Source organism: Pseudomonas sp. IT-P218 (assembly GCF_949767605.1).
GTDB lineage: Bacteria > Pseudomonadota > Gammaproteobacteria > Pseudomonadales > Pseudomonadaceae > Aquipseudomonas > Aquipseudomonas putida_AE.
In genome coordinates this window covers 91,573-106,673 of sequence record NZ_CATKQQ010000055.1, presented here as the reverse complement: position 1 = coordinate 106,673, position 15,101 = coordinate 91,573, and the positions used below count along the sequence as shown (strand labels likewise).

The 15,101-nt window shown below is 62.6% G+C and carries 16 protein-coding genes; 5 read left to right on the top strand and 11 right to left on the bottom strand.

The features are described from left to right. Nucleotides 1-97 precede the first annotated feature (97 nt). The gene (locus ACM6I6_RS23185) at nucleotides 98-1,150 is read left to right on the top strand and encodes an NAD(P)-dependent alcohol dehydrogenase (protein WP_414920771.1); all 1,053 of its coding nucleotides are present in this window, start codon (nucleotides 98-100) and stop codon (nucleotides 1,148-1,150) included. Here ACM6I6_RS23185 and ACM6I6_RS23180 read toward each other — a convergent pair. The 6 genes from ACM6I6_RS23180 to ACM6I6_RS23155 form a co-directional block, all read right to left on the bottom strand. Further along, nucleotides 1,147-1,950, bottom strand: coding sequence for an IclR family transcriptional regulator (locus ACM6I6_RS23180; RefSeq protein ID WP_414920770.1), 804 nt, complete (start codon nucleotides 1,948-1,950; stop codon nucleotides 1,147-1,149). The genes ACM6I6_RS23185 and ACM6I6_RS23180 overlap by 4 nt on opposite strands. A gap of 60 nt (nucleotides 1,951-2,010) precedes the next feature. Beyond that, nucleotides 2,011-3,321, bottom strand: coding sequence for an MFS transporter (locus ACM6I6_RS23175; RefSeq protein WP_414920769.1), 1,311 nt, complete (start codon nucleotides 3,319-3,321; stop codon nucleotides 2,011-2,013). A 189-nt stretch (nucleotides 3,322-3,510) separates the two neighbouring features. Beyond that, nucleotides 3,511-4,659, bottom strand: a complete 1,149-nt coding sequence (dgoD, locus tag ACM6I6_RS23170; RefSeq protein ID WP_046815968.1) for a galactonate dehydratase — start codon at nucleotides 4,657-4,659, stop codon at nucleotides 3,511-3,513. A gap of 63 nt (nucleotides 4,660-4,722) precedes the next feature. Then, nucleotides 4,723-5,343, bottom strand: coding sequence for a 2-dehydro-3-deoxy-6-phosphogalactonate aldolase (locus ACM6I6_RS23165; RefSeq protein ID WP_274072988.1), 621 nt, complete (start codon nucleotides 5,341-5,343; stop codon nucleotides 4,723-4,725). Between the two features lie 19 nt (nucleotides 5,344-5,362). Further along, entirely contained in the window at nucleotides 5,363-6,355 is a 993-nt protein-coding gene (locus ACM6I6_RS23160) for a 2-dehydro-3-deoxygalactonokinase (RefSeq protein ID WP_414920768.1), read from the bottom strand. A gap of 261 nt (nucleotides 6,356-6,616) precedes the next feature. After that, nucleotides 6,617-7,099, bottom strand: coding sequence for a GNAT family N-acetyltransferase (locus tag ACM6I6_RS23155; RefSeq protein ID WP_274072986.1), 483 nt, complete (start codon nucleotides 7,097-7,099; stop codon nucleotides 6,617-6,619). 194 nt (nucleotides 7,100-7,293) lie between these two features. Here ACM6I6_RS23155 and ACM6I6_RS23150 point away from each other — a divergent pair, with 194 nt between their 5' ends. From ACM6I6_RS23150 to ACM6I6_RS23135, 4 genes are all read left to right on the top strand, one after another. Further along, nucleotides 7,294-8,499 carry an MFS transporter gene (locus tag ACM6I6_RS23150; protein WP_414920767.1) on the top strand — a complete coding sequence of 402 codons (1,206 nt, stop codon included), beginning with the start codon at nucleotides 7,294-7,296 and terminating at the stop codon, nucleotides 8,497-8,499. An 84-nt stretch (nucleotides 8,500-8,583) separates the two neighbouring features. After that, nucleotides 8,584-8,922, top strand: a complete 339-nt coding sequence (locus ACM6I6_RS23145) for a hypothetical protein (RefSeq protein WP_414920766.1) — start codon at nucleotides 8,584-8,586, stop codon at nucleotides 8,920-8,922. Nucleotides 8,923-8,961: 39 nt separating this feature from the next. Then, nucleotides 8,962-9,216, top strand: a complete 255-nt coding sequence (locus ACM6I6_RS23140; RefSeq protein WP_274072983.1) for a hypothetical protein — start codon at nucleotides 8,962-8,964, stop codon at nucleotides 9,214-9,216. A 27-nt stretch (nucleotides 9,217-9,243) separates the two neighbouring features. Next, entirely contained in the window at nucleotides 9,244-9,624 is a 381-nt protein-coding gene (locus tag ACM6I6_RS23135) for a Rho termination factor N-terminal domain-containing protein (RefSeq protein WP_414920765.1), read from the top strand. 131 nt (nucleotides 9,625-9,755) lie between these two features. On the opposite strand, the gene ACM6I6_RS23130 is transcribed toward ACM6I6_RS23135, so the two are convergent. The 5 genes from ACM6I6_RS23130 to araH all read right to left on the bottom strand — a co-directional run bounded on the left by ACM6I6_RS23130 (nucleotide 9,756) and on the right by araH (nucleotide 15,100). Next, nucleotides 9,756-10,685, bottom strand: coding sequence for a PfkB family carbohydrate kinase (locus ACM6I6_RS23130; protein ID WP_414920764.1), 930 nt, complete (start codon nucleotides 10,683-10,685; stop codon nucleotides 9,756-9,758). Beyond that, a complete protein-coding gene (locus ACM6I6_RS23125; protein WP_274072980.1) occupies nucleotides 10,678-12,144 on the bottom strand; it encodes a purine-cytosine permease family protein in 1,467 nt (488 codons plus the stop codon). Before ACM6I6_RS23125 ends, ACM6I6_RS23130 begins: the two co-directional genes overlap by 8 nt. A gap of 54 nt (nucleotides 12,145-12,198) precedes the next feature. Next, on the bottom strand, nucleotides 12,199-13,197 hold the full coding sequence (locus tag ACM6I6_RS23120; protein WP_406591462.1) for an ADP-ribosylglycohydrolase family protein: 999 nt from the start codon (nucleotides 13,195-13,197) through the stop codon (nucleotides 12,199-12,201). After that, nucleotides 13,194-13,907: a GntR family transcriptional regulator gene (locus ACM6I6_RS23115; RefSeq protein WP_274072977.1), complete on the bottom strand. Its 714-nt coding sequence runs from the start codon at nucleotides 13,905-13,907 to the stop codon at nucleotides 13,194-13,196. The genes ACM6I6_RS23120 and ACM6I6_RS23115 overlap by 4 nt, the downstream gene beginning before the upstream one ends. 224 nt (nucleotides 13,908-14,131) lie before the next feature. Further along, nucleotides 14,132-15,100, bottom strand: a complete 969-nt coding sequence (gene araH / locus ACM6I6_RS23110) for an L-arabinose ABC transporter permease AraH (protein WP_274072976.1) — start codon at nucleotides 15,098-15,100, stop codon at nucleotides 14,132-14,134. Nucleotide 15,101 lies beyond the last annotated feature (1 nt).

The window sequence follows — 15,101 nt, the reverse complement described above, 5'->3', positions numbered from 1 at the left end:
GAATAGGCATGACACCCGGAGGAATCGCCATGGCCGCGATGGGGTCCGGCGCCCAGAATGCGCCACCTCACTTGTCAGCGCTTTTGCGAGGTTCACCATGTACACCGCCATCGGATACGCCGCCCAGTCGGCCACCACTCCCCTCGCCCCGGTAAAATTCGAACGCCGCAGCCCACGGCCCGACGACGTCGCCATCGAGATTCTCTACTGCGGCGTGTGCCACTCCGACATCCATCAGGCCCGCAACGAGTGGGGCATTGCCGTATACCCCTTGATGCCTGGCCACGAAATTGTAGGCAAAGTTACCGCCATCGGTGCGAATGTCACCAAACACAAAGTAGGCGATCTGGTCGGCGTCGGCTGCATGGTCGACTCCTGCCGCAGTTGCGACGCCTGCCAGGCCAACCTCGAGCAATACTGCCTCGAAGGCCCGACCATGACCTACGCCACCCCCGACCGCGTAGACGGCAGCAACACCATGGGCGGTTACTCCGACAGCATCGTGGTCAGCGAGCACTTCGTGGTGCGTATTCCGCAAAAGCTCGACCTGGCCAGTGCCGCGCCGATCCTGTGTGCCGGCATCACCACCTACTCGCCGCTAAAGCACTATGGCGTGAAGGCCGGCGACAAGGTGGGGATTCTGGGCATGGGCGGCCTTGGCCACATGGGCATCAAGTTCGCCAAGGCCATGGGCGCCGAAGTGACGTTGTTCACCCGTTCGGCGAGCAAGGCTGAAGAGGCCCGCCGCCAAGGCGCGGACCACGTCATCGTGTCCACCGATGCCGAACAGATGAAGGCCGCGGCGGGACATTTCGACTTCCTGCTCGACACCATTCCGGTGCAGCACGACCTCAATCCCTACCTCGACACCCTGCGCTTCGACGGCGTGCACATCCTGGTGGGCTTGATCGAACCGGTGGATCCACCCATGCATGCCGGAAAGCTGGTGATGAGCCGTCGTGTGCTCGCCGGTTCCTTGATCGGCGGCATCGCCGAAACCCAGGAAGTGCTGGATTTCTGCGCCGAGCACGACATCACCTGCGACATCGAAATGCTCGACATCCGCCAGATCAACGAGGCCTACGCCCGCATGATCGCCGGTGACGTGAAGTACCGCTTCGTCATCGACATGGCGACCCTCAAGGTCTAAACCTTGAGGCCAAGCTCCGCCGACAACCGGGCCGTGACCCCTTTGATCAGGGGAATCAGCTCGGCCATTTTTTCCAGCGGCATGTACGGCACGGTGCTGGCGATGCTGATGCCGGCGACGATGCGTTTGCTGGCATCGCGGATCGGCGCCGCCACGCAGCGGATCGACGGTTCGTTGTCCTCCAGGTCGAAGGCGTAGCCACCGGCCACGTACTCGACCATGCGCTGCTGGAACTGCTCCCAGGACTGCTCCGGGTGCTGCGGCCAGAACAGATTTTTCCCACCTACCGGCAGGCTGACTTCGTACAGGCGCTGCCATTCCTGCGGCAAGTCATCGAGCATCAACGCCTTGCCGATCCCGGTGCGCGCCAACGGCATGCGATGGCCGACCCGCGAGCGCATTTCCGGTCCGTTGCGCCCCGGATTCTTGAGCAGGTACAGCACCTCGTCGCCTTCACGGATCGCCAGGTGGATGGTGTCGCCAGTGGCTGCCGACAATTCATCCAGATACGGCCCGGCCAGGGTCACCAGCGGCAATTCTTCGCGCGCCTGGAATCCCAGCTCGATCAGCTTGGGCCCCAACAGATAACCGACCTGCGGCACCACCCGCAGATAACGCTCGTCCACCAGGCAACTGGCCAGGCGATGGGTGGTGCTGCGCGTGGTGCCAATCAACCGGGCGATTTCCTTGAGATCGCGGGCGCCACTGGCCACGGCCTGAACCACACCCAGACCGCGAAGCAGGGTCTGGGTGCCAGTCGGTGCGGCGTCCTTGGCGATTTTTGGGGCGTCTTCCTGCATATCCAGCCTTTACCGTTGAGCGAGTGAACGGGCGGCATTATGGTCGCCCGCAGGTCACGACTACAACTTGATACGCTCGACCTTGCCCACCAGCAAGATGTAGGAAAGTGCACCGATCAACGCCAGCACCGAGATATAGGTGATGGCCGGGGCAAAGGAGTCACCGCTGGCCAGGAAGCCGATGACGATGGGCGTGGCGATGGCCGACAGGTTGCCGATGAAGTTGAACACCCCACCGGTCAGCCCCAGTAAACGGGCCGGCGCCAGGGTCGACACCAGCGACCAGGTGATCGACGCCAGGCCGTTGCCGAAAAATGCCAGCGCGAGGAAGGCAATCACCAGCGGCGTCGATTCGACGAAGTTGGCGCCGATGATCGAGGTGGAAATCAGCAGGCCACTGATGATCGGCAACTTGCGCGCGAACCCTACGCTGTAGCCGCGACGGATCAGCAAGTCGGAAAAGAACCCGGAACACAGCACGCCGACGAACGCTGCGAGAAACGGCAGCGACGCCAGCAGGCCGGACTTGATGAAGTCCATGCCGCGGTATTTCACCAGGTACGTCGGGAACCACGTCAGGAAAAACCACAGCGTCGAGTTGAGGCAGAACTGGCCGAGGTAGATGCCCCAGAGCTTGCGCTTGGTCAGGACAATGCCCAGGTCGGTCCAGCTGAACTTGGCCTTGACCTTGGCTTGTTCGGCCTGGATATCCACCAGCCCGCCGCCTTCGCGGATCAAGTCGATTTCGGCCTCGTTGGCGCCTTTGAAATCCCGTGGCTCGCGATACACCGCGTACCAGATCACCGCCCAGAGAATGCCCACTGCGCCGGTGGCGACGAACACCATGTGCCAGCCGAATTCATGTTGCAGCCAAGCCAGTACCGGCGTCAGGAAAGCCAGGCCGACGAACTGCCCGGAGGTATAGAAACCGATGGCCGTGGCGCGCTCACGCTCCGGGAACCAGGTGGTGACCACGCGGCTGTTGATCGGATAGGCCGGTGCTTCGAGAGCACCAACCGCCATGCGCAACACGAACAAGGCGATGAAACTGCCGGCGAAGCCGAGCATGACCGTGGCAATCGACCACAGCATCAGTGCGGCGGTGTAGAGAATACGCGGCGGCACCCGGTCCACCAGCCAGCCACCGGGAATCTGCATGGCGGCGTAGGTCCAGCCGAAGGCCGAGAAGATCAGGCCGACGTGGATCGGATCGATGCCCAGGTCGCTGGTCAGCGCTGGTGCGGCGATCGACAGGTTGCTGCGGTCCAGGTAGTTGATCACCACGGTGATGAACAGCAGCACCATGATGAAAAAACGCTTGCGGCTGGGCGCCGCCAACGACGCCTGCCCGGTGAGGGTTTGCGGTTGCATGGGGAGTGCCTCTTTTTATGTTTATTGAGGTCGAACCAGTAACGCAGATCTCCCTGTGCATGGAGATCAACCTGTGGGAGCCAGCCTGCTGGCGATGGCGGTGTGTCAGTCACCATCATCGCTGGATGTACCGACCGAATCGCCAGCAGGCTGGCTCCCACAGGGGATAGGTGGTGGATCAGGGAGCACTCACCACTCGGCAAAACTGCCATCGGCATGGCGCCAGATCGGGTTGCGCCAGCGGTGGCCGACGGCGGCGCGTTCGATCACGTATTCCTCGTTGATCTCGATGCCCAGGCCCGGGCCGTTGGGGATCTTGACGAAACCTTTGTCGTAGTCGAATACCCGCGGGTCTTTGACGTAGTCGAGCAGGTCGTTGCTCTCGTTGTAATGGATGCCCAGGCTCTGCTCCTGGATGAATGCGTTGTAGCAGACCGCGTCCAGTTGCAGGCACGCCGCCAGGGCAATCGGGCCCAGTGGGCAATGCAGCGCCAGCGCCACGTCGTAGGCTTCGGCCATGTTGGCGATCTTGCGGGTTTCGGTGATACCACCGGCGTGGGAAGCATCGGGCTGGATGATGTCGACGTAGCCTTCGCTGAGCACGCGCTTGAAATCCCAGCGCGAGAACAGCCGCTCACCCAGGGCGATCGGCGTGCTGGTCAGCGGCGCCAGTTCTTTCAGCGCTTCGTAGTTTTCGCTGAGCACCGGCTCTTCGATGAACATCAGTTTGTACGGGTCGAGTTCCTTCATCAGCACCTTGGCCATGGGCTTGTGCACCCGGCCATGGAAATCGACGCCGATGCCGACGTTCGGCCCCACCGCGTCACGCACGGCGGCGACGTTGGCCAGGGCCAGGTCGACCTTGTCGAAGGTATCGAGGAACTGCAGCTCTTCGGTGCCGTTCATTTTCACCGCGGTGAAACCCCGGCTGACCGCTTCCTTCGCCGCCCGCGCGGTGTCTGCCGGACGGTCGCCGCCGATCCACGAATACACGCGGATCTTGTCCCGCACCTGACCACCCAGCAGGTCACTGACCGACACGCCCAGGGCCTTGCCCTTGATGTCCCACAACGCCTGGTCGATACCGGCCAGGGCGCTCATGTGGATCGCGCCGCCTCGGTAGAAGCCGCCGCGATAGAGCACGGTCCAGATGTCCTCGATGTTGCGCGGGTCTTTGCCGATCAGGTAGTCGGACAATTCTTCAACGGCGGCAGCGACGGTGTGGGCGCGGCCTTCGACCACGGGCTCGCCCCAGCCGGTCACGCCTTCGTCGGTCTCGACCTTGAGGAAGCACCAGCGTGGCGGAACGATGAAGGTGGTCAGTTTGGTGATTTTCATCTGTGCTCTCTTTTTATCAATGCAGCTCTTATTAGATGCAGCGCACGCAGCGCCAAAAAAGTCTTAGCGAAGGGCTTTCCAGGCAGCGACGTAGGCCTTGGCATTGGCCGCCACTTGCGCCGGGGTCATGCCCGGTTTGAACAGCCCGGAGCCGAGGCCGAAGCCCTTGACGCCGGCGTCGATGAACACCTGCATGTTGTCCGGGGTGATGCCGCCAACCGGCGCCAGAATGGTCCCGGCGGGCAACACCGCGAGCCAGGCCTTGACGACCGCCGGGCCCATCTGCTCGGCGGGGAACAGCTTCAGCACATCAGCGCCCTCGGCCAGTGCCGCGAAGGCCTCGGTCGGGGTGGCGACACCGGGCGACAGGTACAGGCCGGCCGCTTTCGCCGCACGCAACACCTTGGGATCGCTGTGGGGCATGACGATCACCTGGCCGCCCGCCGCTTTTACCTGCTCAACCTGCTCCGGCGTCAGCACCGTGCCCGCGCCGATCAGGCAATCGGCGGGCAGGCTGCTGCGCAGGATGCGAATGCTTTCGTACGGCTCGGGGGAATTGAGCGGCACTTCGATGACGCGAAATCCGGCGGCGTACAGGACTTCGCCGATGGCAGCTGCTTCTTGCGGACGCAGGCCACGCAGGATCGCGATCAGACCGTTTTGCGCCAGTGCTTGTTTGAGCATGTCAGGACTCCAGTCAGGGTTAACGATGGGGATTGGCCGCGACCAGGCCGGCCGCCAGGGCCAGCTGCCACAAGCCGCGTTCGGTGGCCTGCTCGGCCAGCGTCACTTGGGAAAAACCGCAGGCATCGAGCGCCCTGCTGTAGCGGCTGCACAGTTGGGCATTGCCGATCAGGATGATCGAAGGCAGGTGCACGCTGTTGCGTCGACGCCGCTGCACGCACGCCAGGGCCGATAGTTCATGGCCGATGAGCAGGCCGGACAGATAATCCGCTTGCGCCGTGGCGCTGAGTTCGCCGGTCAGGCCGAGACTGCGGGCGCTGAACAGGGTAGACAAGGGACCGATCTCGCCGTCCGTCGACAACGCCACCTGCACGCCGCGATCGAACGCGTCGCCATCGAATGACCCGCCACGCTGTTGGGTGCGCCCAAGAATGCTGTGTTCGCAGAGCACTGCGAAGATTTCGCCGGTCATGAAGGTGTCGAAATGCACGATGCAGCCATCGGCCACTTCCACCCATTTCGAATGGCTGCCCGGCAGGCCGATCAGCAGATCGGCGCCCGCCTCGCCCGCCAGGTTGTGCAGCACGCCGAGCACCTGGGTTTCCTCGCCGCGCATCACGTTCGGCAGGCGCGAACGCTGGATCACGCCCGGCACGATGTGTACATCGACGCCGCGAAGGCTGCGTACGCTTTGCAGGGCGGTGCCTAGGTTGGCGACGTTCGCCGGCGTGTCGCGATAGGCCGCTTCGCGCCAGCCCTGGGCGCTGCCGACCATGCCGCAGGCGATCACCGGCAAGTCGGGCTGTTGGTCGAGCCAGTCACCGCAGGCTTCGTCAAACGCCAGTTCAAACCCGTCGACGCATTCGCGGCCGTTGATGATTCGCCCAGCCTTGGGCAACTGCATGATCCCCGACGACAGCGAACGCTGTTCGAGCACCTGGCCGCCCGCGGCAAGTTTGTAGGCACGTAATGAGGTTGTCCCCCAGTCGAGCGCGATCAATTGCGCCTGCATCGCTTCACCTGTTCTGTTTTTGGCAGTGAGTGAGCGGACTATAAACCTTGGCGCCGATAAATCTCAATATATAATTATCACTCCCATATATTGGGATACGCTTATTTCAGACAAAAAAAATCGCAGACGTTGATTTCTGCGATATTTGAAACATACACAGCCCTGGAGCCGGCTTGCTGGTGATCCAACCTGAGGTGCTGCGCTGCTCTTCAGGTCGCCTTCGCTGGCAAGCCAGCTCCTACAGATGGGTTTACGCCGTGATTAATTACCGTCTGCGAACTCTCTCAGCACCTTGCCATCCATGCGGTAGCGAACCCACTCCTCCTGCGGCTGCGCACCCAGGGATTTGTAGAAGTCGATGGCCGGCGTATTCCACTCCAGCACGCTCCATTCGAAGCGCCCGCAGTCGTTGGCACAGGCGATTTTCGCCAGGTGGCGCAACAGGGTCTTGCCCGCCCCGCCGCCACGCTGCTCAGGCGTGATGTACAGGTCTTCGAGGTACAGGCAGTTGCTGCCCAGCCACGTGGAGTAGCTGAAAAAGAACACGGCAAAACCGATGGGCACGCCTGCGCGCAGGCAAATCAGGCCATGGGCCGTGGCCCCTTCGCTGAACAGGCTGCGTTCGATGTCGGCGACGCTGGCGATGACTTCATGGCGGGCACGTTCGTAGTCGGCCAGTTCAGTGATGAACGCGAGGATTTGCGGTGCGTCACTGGGGGTCGCCGGGCGGATTTCGATCGTCATGGACGTGCCTTGTCAAAAGTTGAAAACGCCATACTAAGGCGGTGCGTGGCGCTCGTCACATGGGAAATGAAAATGTCATCCCGGGCATTACTCCGCCCACCGCTAACCCTGGCATCGCGAACCTCGGACCTATCCTTGGCGCCCGGCGTGGTAGATAGAGGCCCTGGGTATCTATCGGGTCAAGGAACCGCGTCATGTCTACTGCAACACCTCAAGTCTCCAGCAAGTTGTTCGGCCTGTTTTGCCTGGCCAGCTACTTGCTGTCCCTGTCCTACGGCTCGACTTTTTTGCTGTCATTGCTGATCGGCTCTCGCGGGGGTAACGAGCACGATGCCGGCAGCGTGATTTCGGCGGCGATGCTCAGTACCTTCTCGGCGGTGATCGTTTCCGGCCACCTGTGCGACCTGCTCGGTGCGGCCCGCTCGGTGGCACTGTTCGGCTTGTTGCTGGTGGTCGCCAGCCTGGGCTTTGCCCTGACACCGGGCTTTGGCCAATGGCTGCTGTTTTTCGGGCTGCTGCTGGGCTTGGGCTGGGGGGTGTTCTATACCCTCGGGCCGATCATCGTCGCGAGCCTGGTGACGCCTGCGCAACGGGCCAAATATTTTGCCCTGCTGTCGGGCAGCATGATGAGCGGAATCGGCAGTGGTCCTTTGCTCGGTCGTGCCGCCAGTGCCTTGGGCTATCCGGTGACTGCCGCGTTTTACCTGGCCGCGCTGGCCAGCCTGATGGGCGTGTTGCTGTTCTGGAGACTGGATGGCCAGCTGAAAAAAGCGGCCGTGCCCTCGACTGCCGTGTCGCGGATTTCCTGGCGTGCCGCCGCGCAAGTGCTGTCGTCCCGGGCGGTGCTGCCGATCGTCATGGTCGGCCTTGGCGGTTGCGTTTTCGGCGGCCTGTCGAGTTTCCAGACCAGCTACGCCGCCGCGCGCTCACTGGACTATTCGCTGTTCTTCCTCGGCTTCATGGGTGCGGCGATCAGCAGCCGCCTGCTGATCGCCGGCTTCGTGGTCAAGCGCGATCCGCTGCGCGCCTCGTGCCTGCTGTCGGGCCTGATGATGGGCTCGATCCTGATGTTCGGTTTCGTGGTCGACGATGGCTTGAGCTATGTGTTGGCGGCGGTGATGCTCGGGGTCGGTTACGGCCTGACCTATTCGGTGATCAACGGCCTGGCCGCGAATGAGGCGCCGAACGGCACCACCGCGCAATCCTTGCTGCTGTTCAGTCTGTCGTATTTCATCGGCGTGTTCGGCTTCCCGCTGCTTGCCGGGAAAATCATCGTCGAGCAAGGAATGGCGACGCTGCTGTACACCCTGTTGGCGGTCGCCGGCCTCAACTGGCTGATCACCGTGGGTCGCCTGATCTGGCGTCGGCTGAGCTCGACCAGGTCATTGCTGCAAGCCTGAACCGTTCGTCGTTCATCAGGCACCAATCCGAAACGGGGGCGGACCAACATCAGGTAGGGACTCTAAATCAATGGAGACACCACCATGCGCACGCCCCGGTTGACCGCTCTCGCCCTCGCTGTCCTGCTCTCCCCGCTTGCCAATGCTGCCACCACCGCGTCCGGCACCGGCCCGACCAACCCGGTCGAATCGCCCAGAGCCCCCGCCATCCAGAGCGCCCCCGGCATCAACACCAACGGCACGGGCGTCGACAGCAGCCTGCCGCCGTCAACCGGTACCGATCCGCGCATCCAGGGCAACGATACCGGCCGCCAGGGTGGCCTGAACCAGCCCGATACCAAGACACCCGATAACGCCGCCCCCGGCATCGGCTCGACCACCACCGAAGGTGGCTCGGGCTCTTTAGGGGGCGTGAGCCAATAGTTCACCGCACCACCTACCCATCGCAACGAAGAGGTAACCATGAACGTCGATAAAAACCTGGAAAAAGAAGTCTTGACCCGCCTGCTGCACGCCCACCCGAGTGGCCTGGGCAAGGAGGTGTTGGACAATTACCGGGGGGAGAAGATCGTCGCCAGTACCCTCGCCGAACTGCAGGAACGTGGACTGATCCAGCACGGCAACGTGCAGTGCAACGAGGACGGCGAGCACTCGCTGAATCTGCCGATCAAGCTCAGCGCTGCCGGCGTTGAGGCGGCACGCAAGCTGGATGTTTGAACCCATCAGCAAGCCAGGAGAAATCCCATGCCTCGTGGAAGCAAAGACAAATACACCGCCGAGCAGAAACGCAAGGCCGAACACATCGAAGAGAGCTATGAGCACAAGGGCGTGTCCAGGGACGAAGCCGAAGCGCGTGCCTGGGCGACGGTGAACAAACACTCCGGTGGTGGTGAGCGTGCCGGGGGTTCCGCGCGCAAGAAGCCGGCCAGTGCCAAGTCCGCGGATCGCAAGGAATCTGCACGTCGCGCCGTCGTCAGCCGTGACGGCCATCCGCGCAGCAGCAAGGTTTCGCGCGATACCCAGACCGTCGATAGTTTGAGGAAAGAGGCCCGGGCGAAAGACATTCCCGGGCGATCGTCGATGCGAAAGCAGGAGTTGATCGAGGCGTTGCGCAAGGCTGGTTAAAGTCGAATCCTGTTTTGGACCTGATGGCGGCATCGCCAGCAGGCTGGCTCCCACAGGGTTCGATGTTGTTCATCAGTCATGTGTTCACCATCGCAACTTGTGGGAGCCAGCCTGCTGGCGATGACGGTCGATCAGGCGCCGAAAGTCTCACAGATTAATGCATCCACCTCAGCAGCCCCCGGCGAAGTCGCCGGCCCCCACCGGGTCACCGCCAACGCCGCTGCCGCATTCGCCCTTCGCGCCGCATCAAACGCCGACAAACCCTGCGCCAGCCCCGCCACGAACACTCCTGCATGGGCATCGCCGGCGCCATTGCTGTCCACCGCCTGCACCTTGAAACCCGGCACATGCCGACGCTCGCCATGCTGATGAATCCAGCAGCCCTGGGGCCCGTCACGCACTACCATGAGCACGTCGCGCGGCAAATGCTCGACCAGTCGATCCAATGCCTGGGCGATGTCCGGCGCGCCGGTAATCTTCAGCGCTTCGACGCTGTTGCTGGTCCATACGTCGATGCGCGCCAGCAGCGCCTGCATCACCGGCATGTCCGGCGAATCCACCAGCGGCCCCGGATCGAACACCACCTTGACCGCGCCCGGCAACGCCAAAACCCAATCCACCAGCGCCTGTGCCTTGCCCGCCTGCAGCAGGCTGTAGCCGCTGACGTAGACATAATCGCCCGTCTCGGCCGGTACACTGGCCAGGTCCTCGGCCGTCAACTCGCCTTCGGCGCCGATGTAGGAGACGAAACTGCGTTCGGCCGAAGCGTCGGTGATGGCCACGCACAGCCCGGTGTCGCGCTCGGCAGGGTCAGCGATGCCGATCCGGATGCCTTCGGCATTCATCGCCTCACGCGCCAGGTCACCGAAACGTCCGCTGCCGTGGCGACCGAGGTAGACCACCGGCAGGCCGTTACGTTGTGCGGCCGCCATCACATTGAAACCGCCGCCCACTTCGAAACTGGCGGACTGCGCCAACACGTCGCCTCCCGCTTGCGGCAATTGATCCACGGCCATGACCAGGTCGATGATCACCTGGCCCGTGTGCAGCATCTTAGGCATGAGCATTCTCGACCATTGCGGCACGACGGTCCTTCGCCCCGCCGAGTACCAGATAAATGCCACCGGCGACCACAAAGGTCACGATCCAGCCGAGGCCGTTATGCCCCAGCCACGAGTCGGACAGGAATCCCTTGAACCAGACGTTTTCTGCCGTGGTGCCGATGGTGGTGAAACTGAACCCGAGCACGATCGCCAGCGCCCAGGCACCGAACGCGCGCCACTCGACGCCGCCGCGATACCAGTAGGCGCTGCTCGGGCTGACGTCCAGCAGGTCCTTGGGGCTGTAGTAGTGACGATGAATCAGGTCGACCACGAAGATCCCGACCCACGCCGTGATCGGCACTGCCAGCAGGGAAATGAAGGTGATGAACGGGCCGTAGAAACTGTCGGCGATCAGCATGAAGTAGATCGAACCGGCGAAGATCGCCACGATGTCCACCACCACGGCGTAGACGCGCTTGACCTTGAGGCCGAGGGTCAGCGTGGTGAGGCCGGCGGAGTATACCGACAGGTTGTTCGACAGCAGCAGGCCACCGAAAGCGGTGATCAGGTACGGCACGGCCATCCAGGTCGGCAGCATGTCGCGGATGGCGATGATCGGGTCGGTGGCCTGGGCCAGGTCGTTGTTGCCCACCGACAGCAGGCCGCCGAGGGTGATCAACAGCACCAGTGGGATGCCCGCGCCGAACGCCGCCGACGCCACCAGGCGCACGGCCTTGACGCTGCGGTGCTGATAACGGGACATGTCGGCACCGGCGTTGGCCCAGCCGATCCCGGTGCCGGCGGCCATGGTGCCGATACCGATGATCATTGCGCTCATCGGCGCTGGCGTGGCGTTGAACACCGCACTCCAGTCGATGGTGGCGCAAAGGAAGCCGCCGACCAGGATGTTCAGGGCGCCGAACACGTAGGTTGCCCACTTCTGAATCACCAGCAGCGTGGCGTGACCGAGGCCGGAGACCGACAAGGTCAACAGTACGAAAATCGCGATGAACACCAGGGTCAGCAGCGGCGCGCTTTTCGCTTCCACCGGCGAACCAAAGAGGATCGAGCACAGCGACAGCAAGACGAACGCGGCGGTGGTGGTGTTGACGGTTTCCCAGCCCAGGCGCGACATCAGCGAGACCAGGGTCGGGCCGATATTGCCGCGCACGCCGAAGATGGCGCGTGAGAGGGTCAGGCTCGGTGCGCGGCCACGACGACCGGCAATGGAAATGATCCCGACCACCGCGAAGGAACCGGCGGCACCGAGGATCGCGACGATGACTGCCTGCCAGATCGCCAGGCCGCGAAAGGCCACGAGGGTCGCACCCAGCGGCAGGCCGAGGATGGAAATGTTGGCGGCGAACCAGACCCAGAACAGCTGCAGCGGATGCCCATTGCACTCGGCCTCCGGCACCGGCTCGATACCGCGGGTTTCCAGCTGCCCGGCGTTCTGCCCGGCGTTCGATGAACTCATGAAAAATGCTCCTGTTGCCATTTTTGTGGTTGTGGGCAAGGGGATTTGTGTTCCTCAGCGCAGGGTGAGGAGTCCTTTCACAAGGGGCTCCAGCTCCAGCTCATTGACGGCCTTGACCGTGTCGATCATCTCGACCGGCCAACTCGCCAGACCCAGGCAGGCCCCGAGCATCGCCCCCAGAATCGCCGCGATGGTGTCGGTATCTCCGCCCAGGCTGGCGGCCATGCACAGTGCGTCGAAGGCACTCATTTCGCCGATGGCCACTTGCTGGGCCAAGGCAAACGACACCACCACCGACTCCTGGGAAGCCACCGAGGTGCCGATCACGTCGTACAGCAGATCGGCGAGCAACGCCTTGTCACTGTCGACGCTGATGCTGCGTGCCCAACTGATGCGCGAAGCGATGCGACCGCCAGCCACCCAGTGGCCATGGCCTTCGGCTTGCTGGGCAAATTGCTGGCCGAGGTTCAATGCCTCGCCCAGGTCCATGCCGTTGATCCCGGCGGACACCACCGCCGCCACCGCCGCCGCGCTGGAAATGCCCAGCGTGGTGTTGTGGGTAACCTGGCAGGCTTGCACCACGGCATCGATGAAACGCTCGGGATTGGCCACGTCGGCAGCAATCCCCACCGGTGTGATACGCATGGCCGCGCCGTTGGTGGTGCCGTAGCGCCCGGCCTCTTCAGGCGAATGGCCGGCAAGGATCATCTCGATCGCCCGCTTGGTCGAAGGGCCGAGCAAGTCCTGCGAGCCCTTGGCCTGCATCACCGCTTCCCATTCGATCAGGCGTTGAGCAAGGACCGAGGGTTCAATGTGGCCTTTGCCCTCGACCAACAACTGACCGACCAGGATCGCCTGTTCAGTGTCATCGGTGATCGAGCCCTTGGGCATATTGGCGGCGATCGGTTGATCAGGACCGGCATCTTCAAGATTGGTGATGTCGCCGAAGCGCGCCTGGATCTGGGCGCGGCTCAGGGATTGGGTCGGCATGCCCAGCGCGTCGCCCAGGGCCAGGCCGTAGAACGCGCCAAGCGCACGATCGAGCGCGGTCATTTCGAAGGTCCAAATTGCAGGTGCAGACGAAAATGCACAGGGTCGAGCAGGCTTTCCACCTGCTCCATGAAGCGGTGTTGCCGGTCATAGGTGGTGCGCAAGGCCTTGAGGAATACCGTGCCGACCGGACGCCCCAGCAGCTCCGCATCTTCGGCGTTCAACGGTTCGGCGCCGATCCATTGATCACCACGTTCGCCGATGTAGCCATAGGCGGCCAAGGTAATGGTCAGCGAATTATCGATCAGGCCAACCCGCGGCAGGCTTTCCAGGCCTCCGCTAGCGGGCATCAATGAGCGTTCGAGGGAGACCAGCGTGCCGTCATTGGTGCGGCGGCGACGGTCGAGGGTGATGAATTGGTCGGTGCCGAAACGCAATAGCAGGTCAGGACGGGTCACCGCCTCGAACCGCAACACTTCGGTATTGACCAGCGCGCCGCTGTCGGCCAGGGCCTGGGCCCAGCCGCTGCGCTGATCCAGTGCCACACCGTCGAAAGTGACGATGGAACCGACCCCGCTTTGCGTCGCAATGTAGTTGCGCCGTTTCAACTCGGCCAACGCTTCACGCAAGGTTCCTCGGCTGACTTTGAATTCCTGAGCCAACTGATGCTCGCCCGGCAGATGAAAGCCGTCTTCCATGAGACCGCTTTCAATACGCCGGATGAGTTCGTCGACCACCCGTTGTTTCTTATCGAATCGTACCTGTCTAATCATGTACAAATTAGTAACCGATACATGTTATGACGGGCAAGGAATATTTATGGGAGGTGACAGAAGGGATAGCAAAAAAGCCGTGACCGCTGCGCGGTCAATCGCCAGCAGGCTGGCTCCCACAGTTCAATGTGGGAGCCAGCCTGCTGGCGATGAGGCCGGCGCATTCAGCATTGGTGCTGGCTGCAACGCCGTCCGAAGCCGGTCCCAACAGGTTGTAAGGGGTGTCAGCGCTGTTTCAGGCGATCAATTACTACCGCCAGCAACAGGATCGAACCCCGAATCACATACTGGTAGAAGGTATCGATGTTCTTCAGGTTCATCGCGTTCTCGATGATCGCCAGGATCAACACCCCGGCAATCACATGCCGGATCATGCCGATCCCGCCACTGAGGGACACGCCACCCAGCACGCAAGCCGAGATCACCGTCAACTCGAAACCCTGCCCGATCATCGGCTGGCCCGAGGTCATGCGCGACGCCAGGATCACCCCGGCCAGCGCACCGATCAGGCCGTGCACGGCGAAGATGATGATCTTGGTCCGGTCGACATTCACGCCCGCCAGCAGCGCCGCTTCCTGGTTACCGCCGATGGCCATGGTGTTGCGCCCGTAGGTGGTGTAGTTGAGCAACCAGCCGAAGAACAGGAAGCAGACGATGGTGATCAGGATCGGCACCGGCACGCCAAACAACTGACCGTTACCGAACACGAAGAACGACTCCTGGGACACGCCCACCGCTTTGCCATTGGCGAAGATGTAGGCCAGGCCGCGGACGATCTGCATGGTCGCCAGCGTGGTGATCAGCGCATTGACCCGCAGCTTGGCGATCACGATGCCATTGATCAGCCCGACGATCAGTCCCATCGCCAGTGCTGCACTGACGCCGAGAAAGAGGCTGTCGGTGTCACGCATCACCACGGCGGCAACCACCCCGGCGCAGGCGATCACCGAACCCACCGACAGGTCGAAGTGCCCGGACGCCAGGCAATACAACATGGTGCACGCCGCGATCCCGGTGGTGGAAATCGCCAGGCCCAGGCCGCGCATGTTCAAGGGCGAGAGGAAGTTGTCGATCATCAAGGTGCAGAGCACGAAGATCCCCACGGCCGCCAGCAGCATCACCCAGTCATCGAGAAAGCGCCGCAGGTCCAGGGGCTTGCGCGGGGTTGGCAGTGCGTCGTTTTGGCTTGTCATC

Bases quoted from the DNA above. Each gene is read 5' to 3' on its own strand.
- ACM6I6_RS23185 (WP_414920771.1), top strand. From the start codon at position 98: ATGTACACCGCCATCGGATACGCCGCCCAGTCGGCCACCACTCCCCTC.
- ACM6I6_RS23180 (WP_414920770.1), bottom strand. From the start codon at position 1,950: ATGCAGGAAGACGCCCCAAAAATCGCCAAGGACGCCGCACCGACTGGC.
- ACM6I6_RS23175 (WP_414920769.1), bottom strand. From the start codon at position 3,321: ATGCAACCGCAAACCCTCACCGGGCAGGCGTCGTTGGCGGCGCCCAGC.
- dgoD (WP_046815968.1), bottom strand. From the start codon at position 4,659: ATGAAAATCACCAAACTGACCACCTTCATCGTTCCGCCACGCTGGTGC.
- ACM6I6_RS23165 (WP_274072988.1), bottom strand. From the start codon at position 5,343: ATGCTCAAACAAGCACTGGCGCAAAACGGTCTGATCGCGATCCTGCGT.
- ACM6I6_RS23160 (WP_414920768.1), bottom strand. From the start codon at position 6,355: ATGCAGGCGCAATTGATCGCGCTCGACTGGGGGACAACCTCATTACGT.
- ACM6I6_RS23155 (WP_274072986.1), bottom strand. From the start codon at position 7,099: ATGACGATCGAAATCCGCCCGGCGACCCCCAGTGACGCACCGCAAATC.
- ACM6I6_RS23150 (WP_414920767.1), top strand. From the start codon at position 7,294: ATGTCTACTGCAACACCTCAAGTCTCCAGCAAGTTGTTCGGCCTGTTT.
- ACM6I6_RS23145 (WP_414920766.1), top strand. From the start codon at position 8,584: ATGCGCACGCCCCGGTTGACCGCTCTCGCCCTCGCTGTCCTGCTCTCC.
- ACM6I6_RS23140 (WP_274072983.1), top strand. From the start codon at position 8,962: ATGAACGTCGATAAAAACCTGGAAAAAGAAGTCTTGACCCGCCTGCTG.
- ACM6I6_RS23135 (WP_414920765.1), top strand. From the start codon at position 9,244: ATGCCTCGTGGAAGCAAAGACAAATACACCGCCGAGCAGAAACGCAAG.
- ACM6I6_RS23130 (WP_414920764.1), bottom strand. From the start codon at position 10,685: ATGCCTAAGATGCTGCACACGGGCCAGGTGATCATCGACCTGGTCATG.
- ACM6I6_RS23125 (WP_274072980.1), bottom strand. From the start codon at position 12,144: ATGAGTTCATCGAACGCCGGGCAGAACGCCGGGCAGCTGGAAACCCGC.
- ACM6I6_RS23120 (WP_406591462.1), bottom strand. From the start codon at position 13,197: ATGACCGCGCTCGATCGTGCGCTTGGCGCGTTCTACGGCCTGGCCCTG.
- ACM6I6_RS23115 (WP_274072977.1), bottom strand. From the start codon at position 13,907: ATGATTAGACAGGTACGATTCGATAAGAAACAACGGGTGGTCGACGAA.
- araH (WP_274072976.1), bottom strand. From the start codon at position 15,100: ATGACAAGCCAAAACGACGCACTGCCAACCCCGCGCAAGCCCCTGGAC.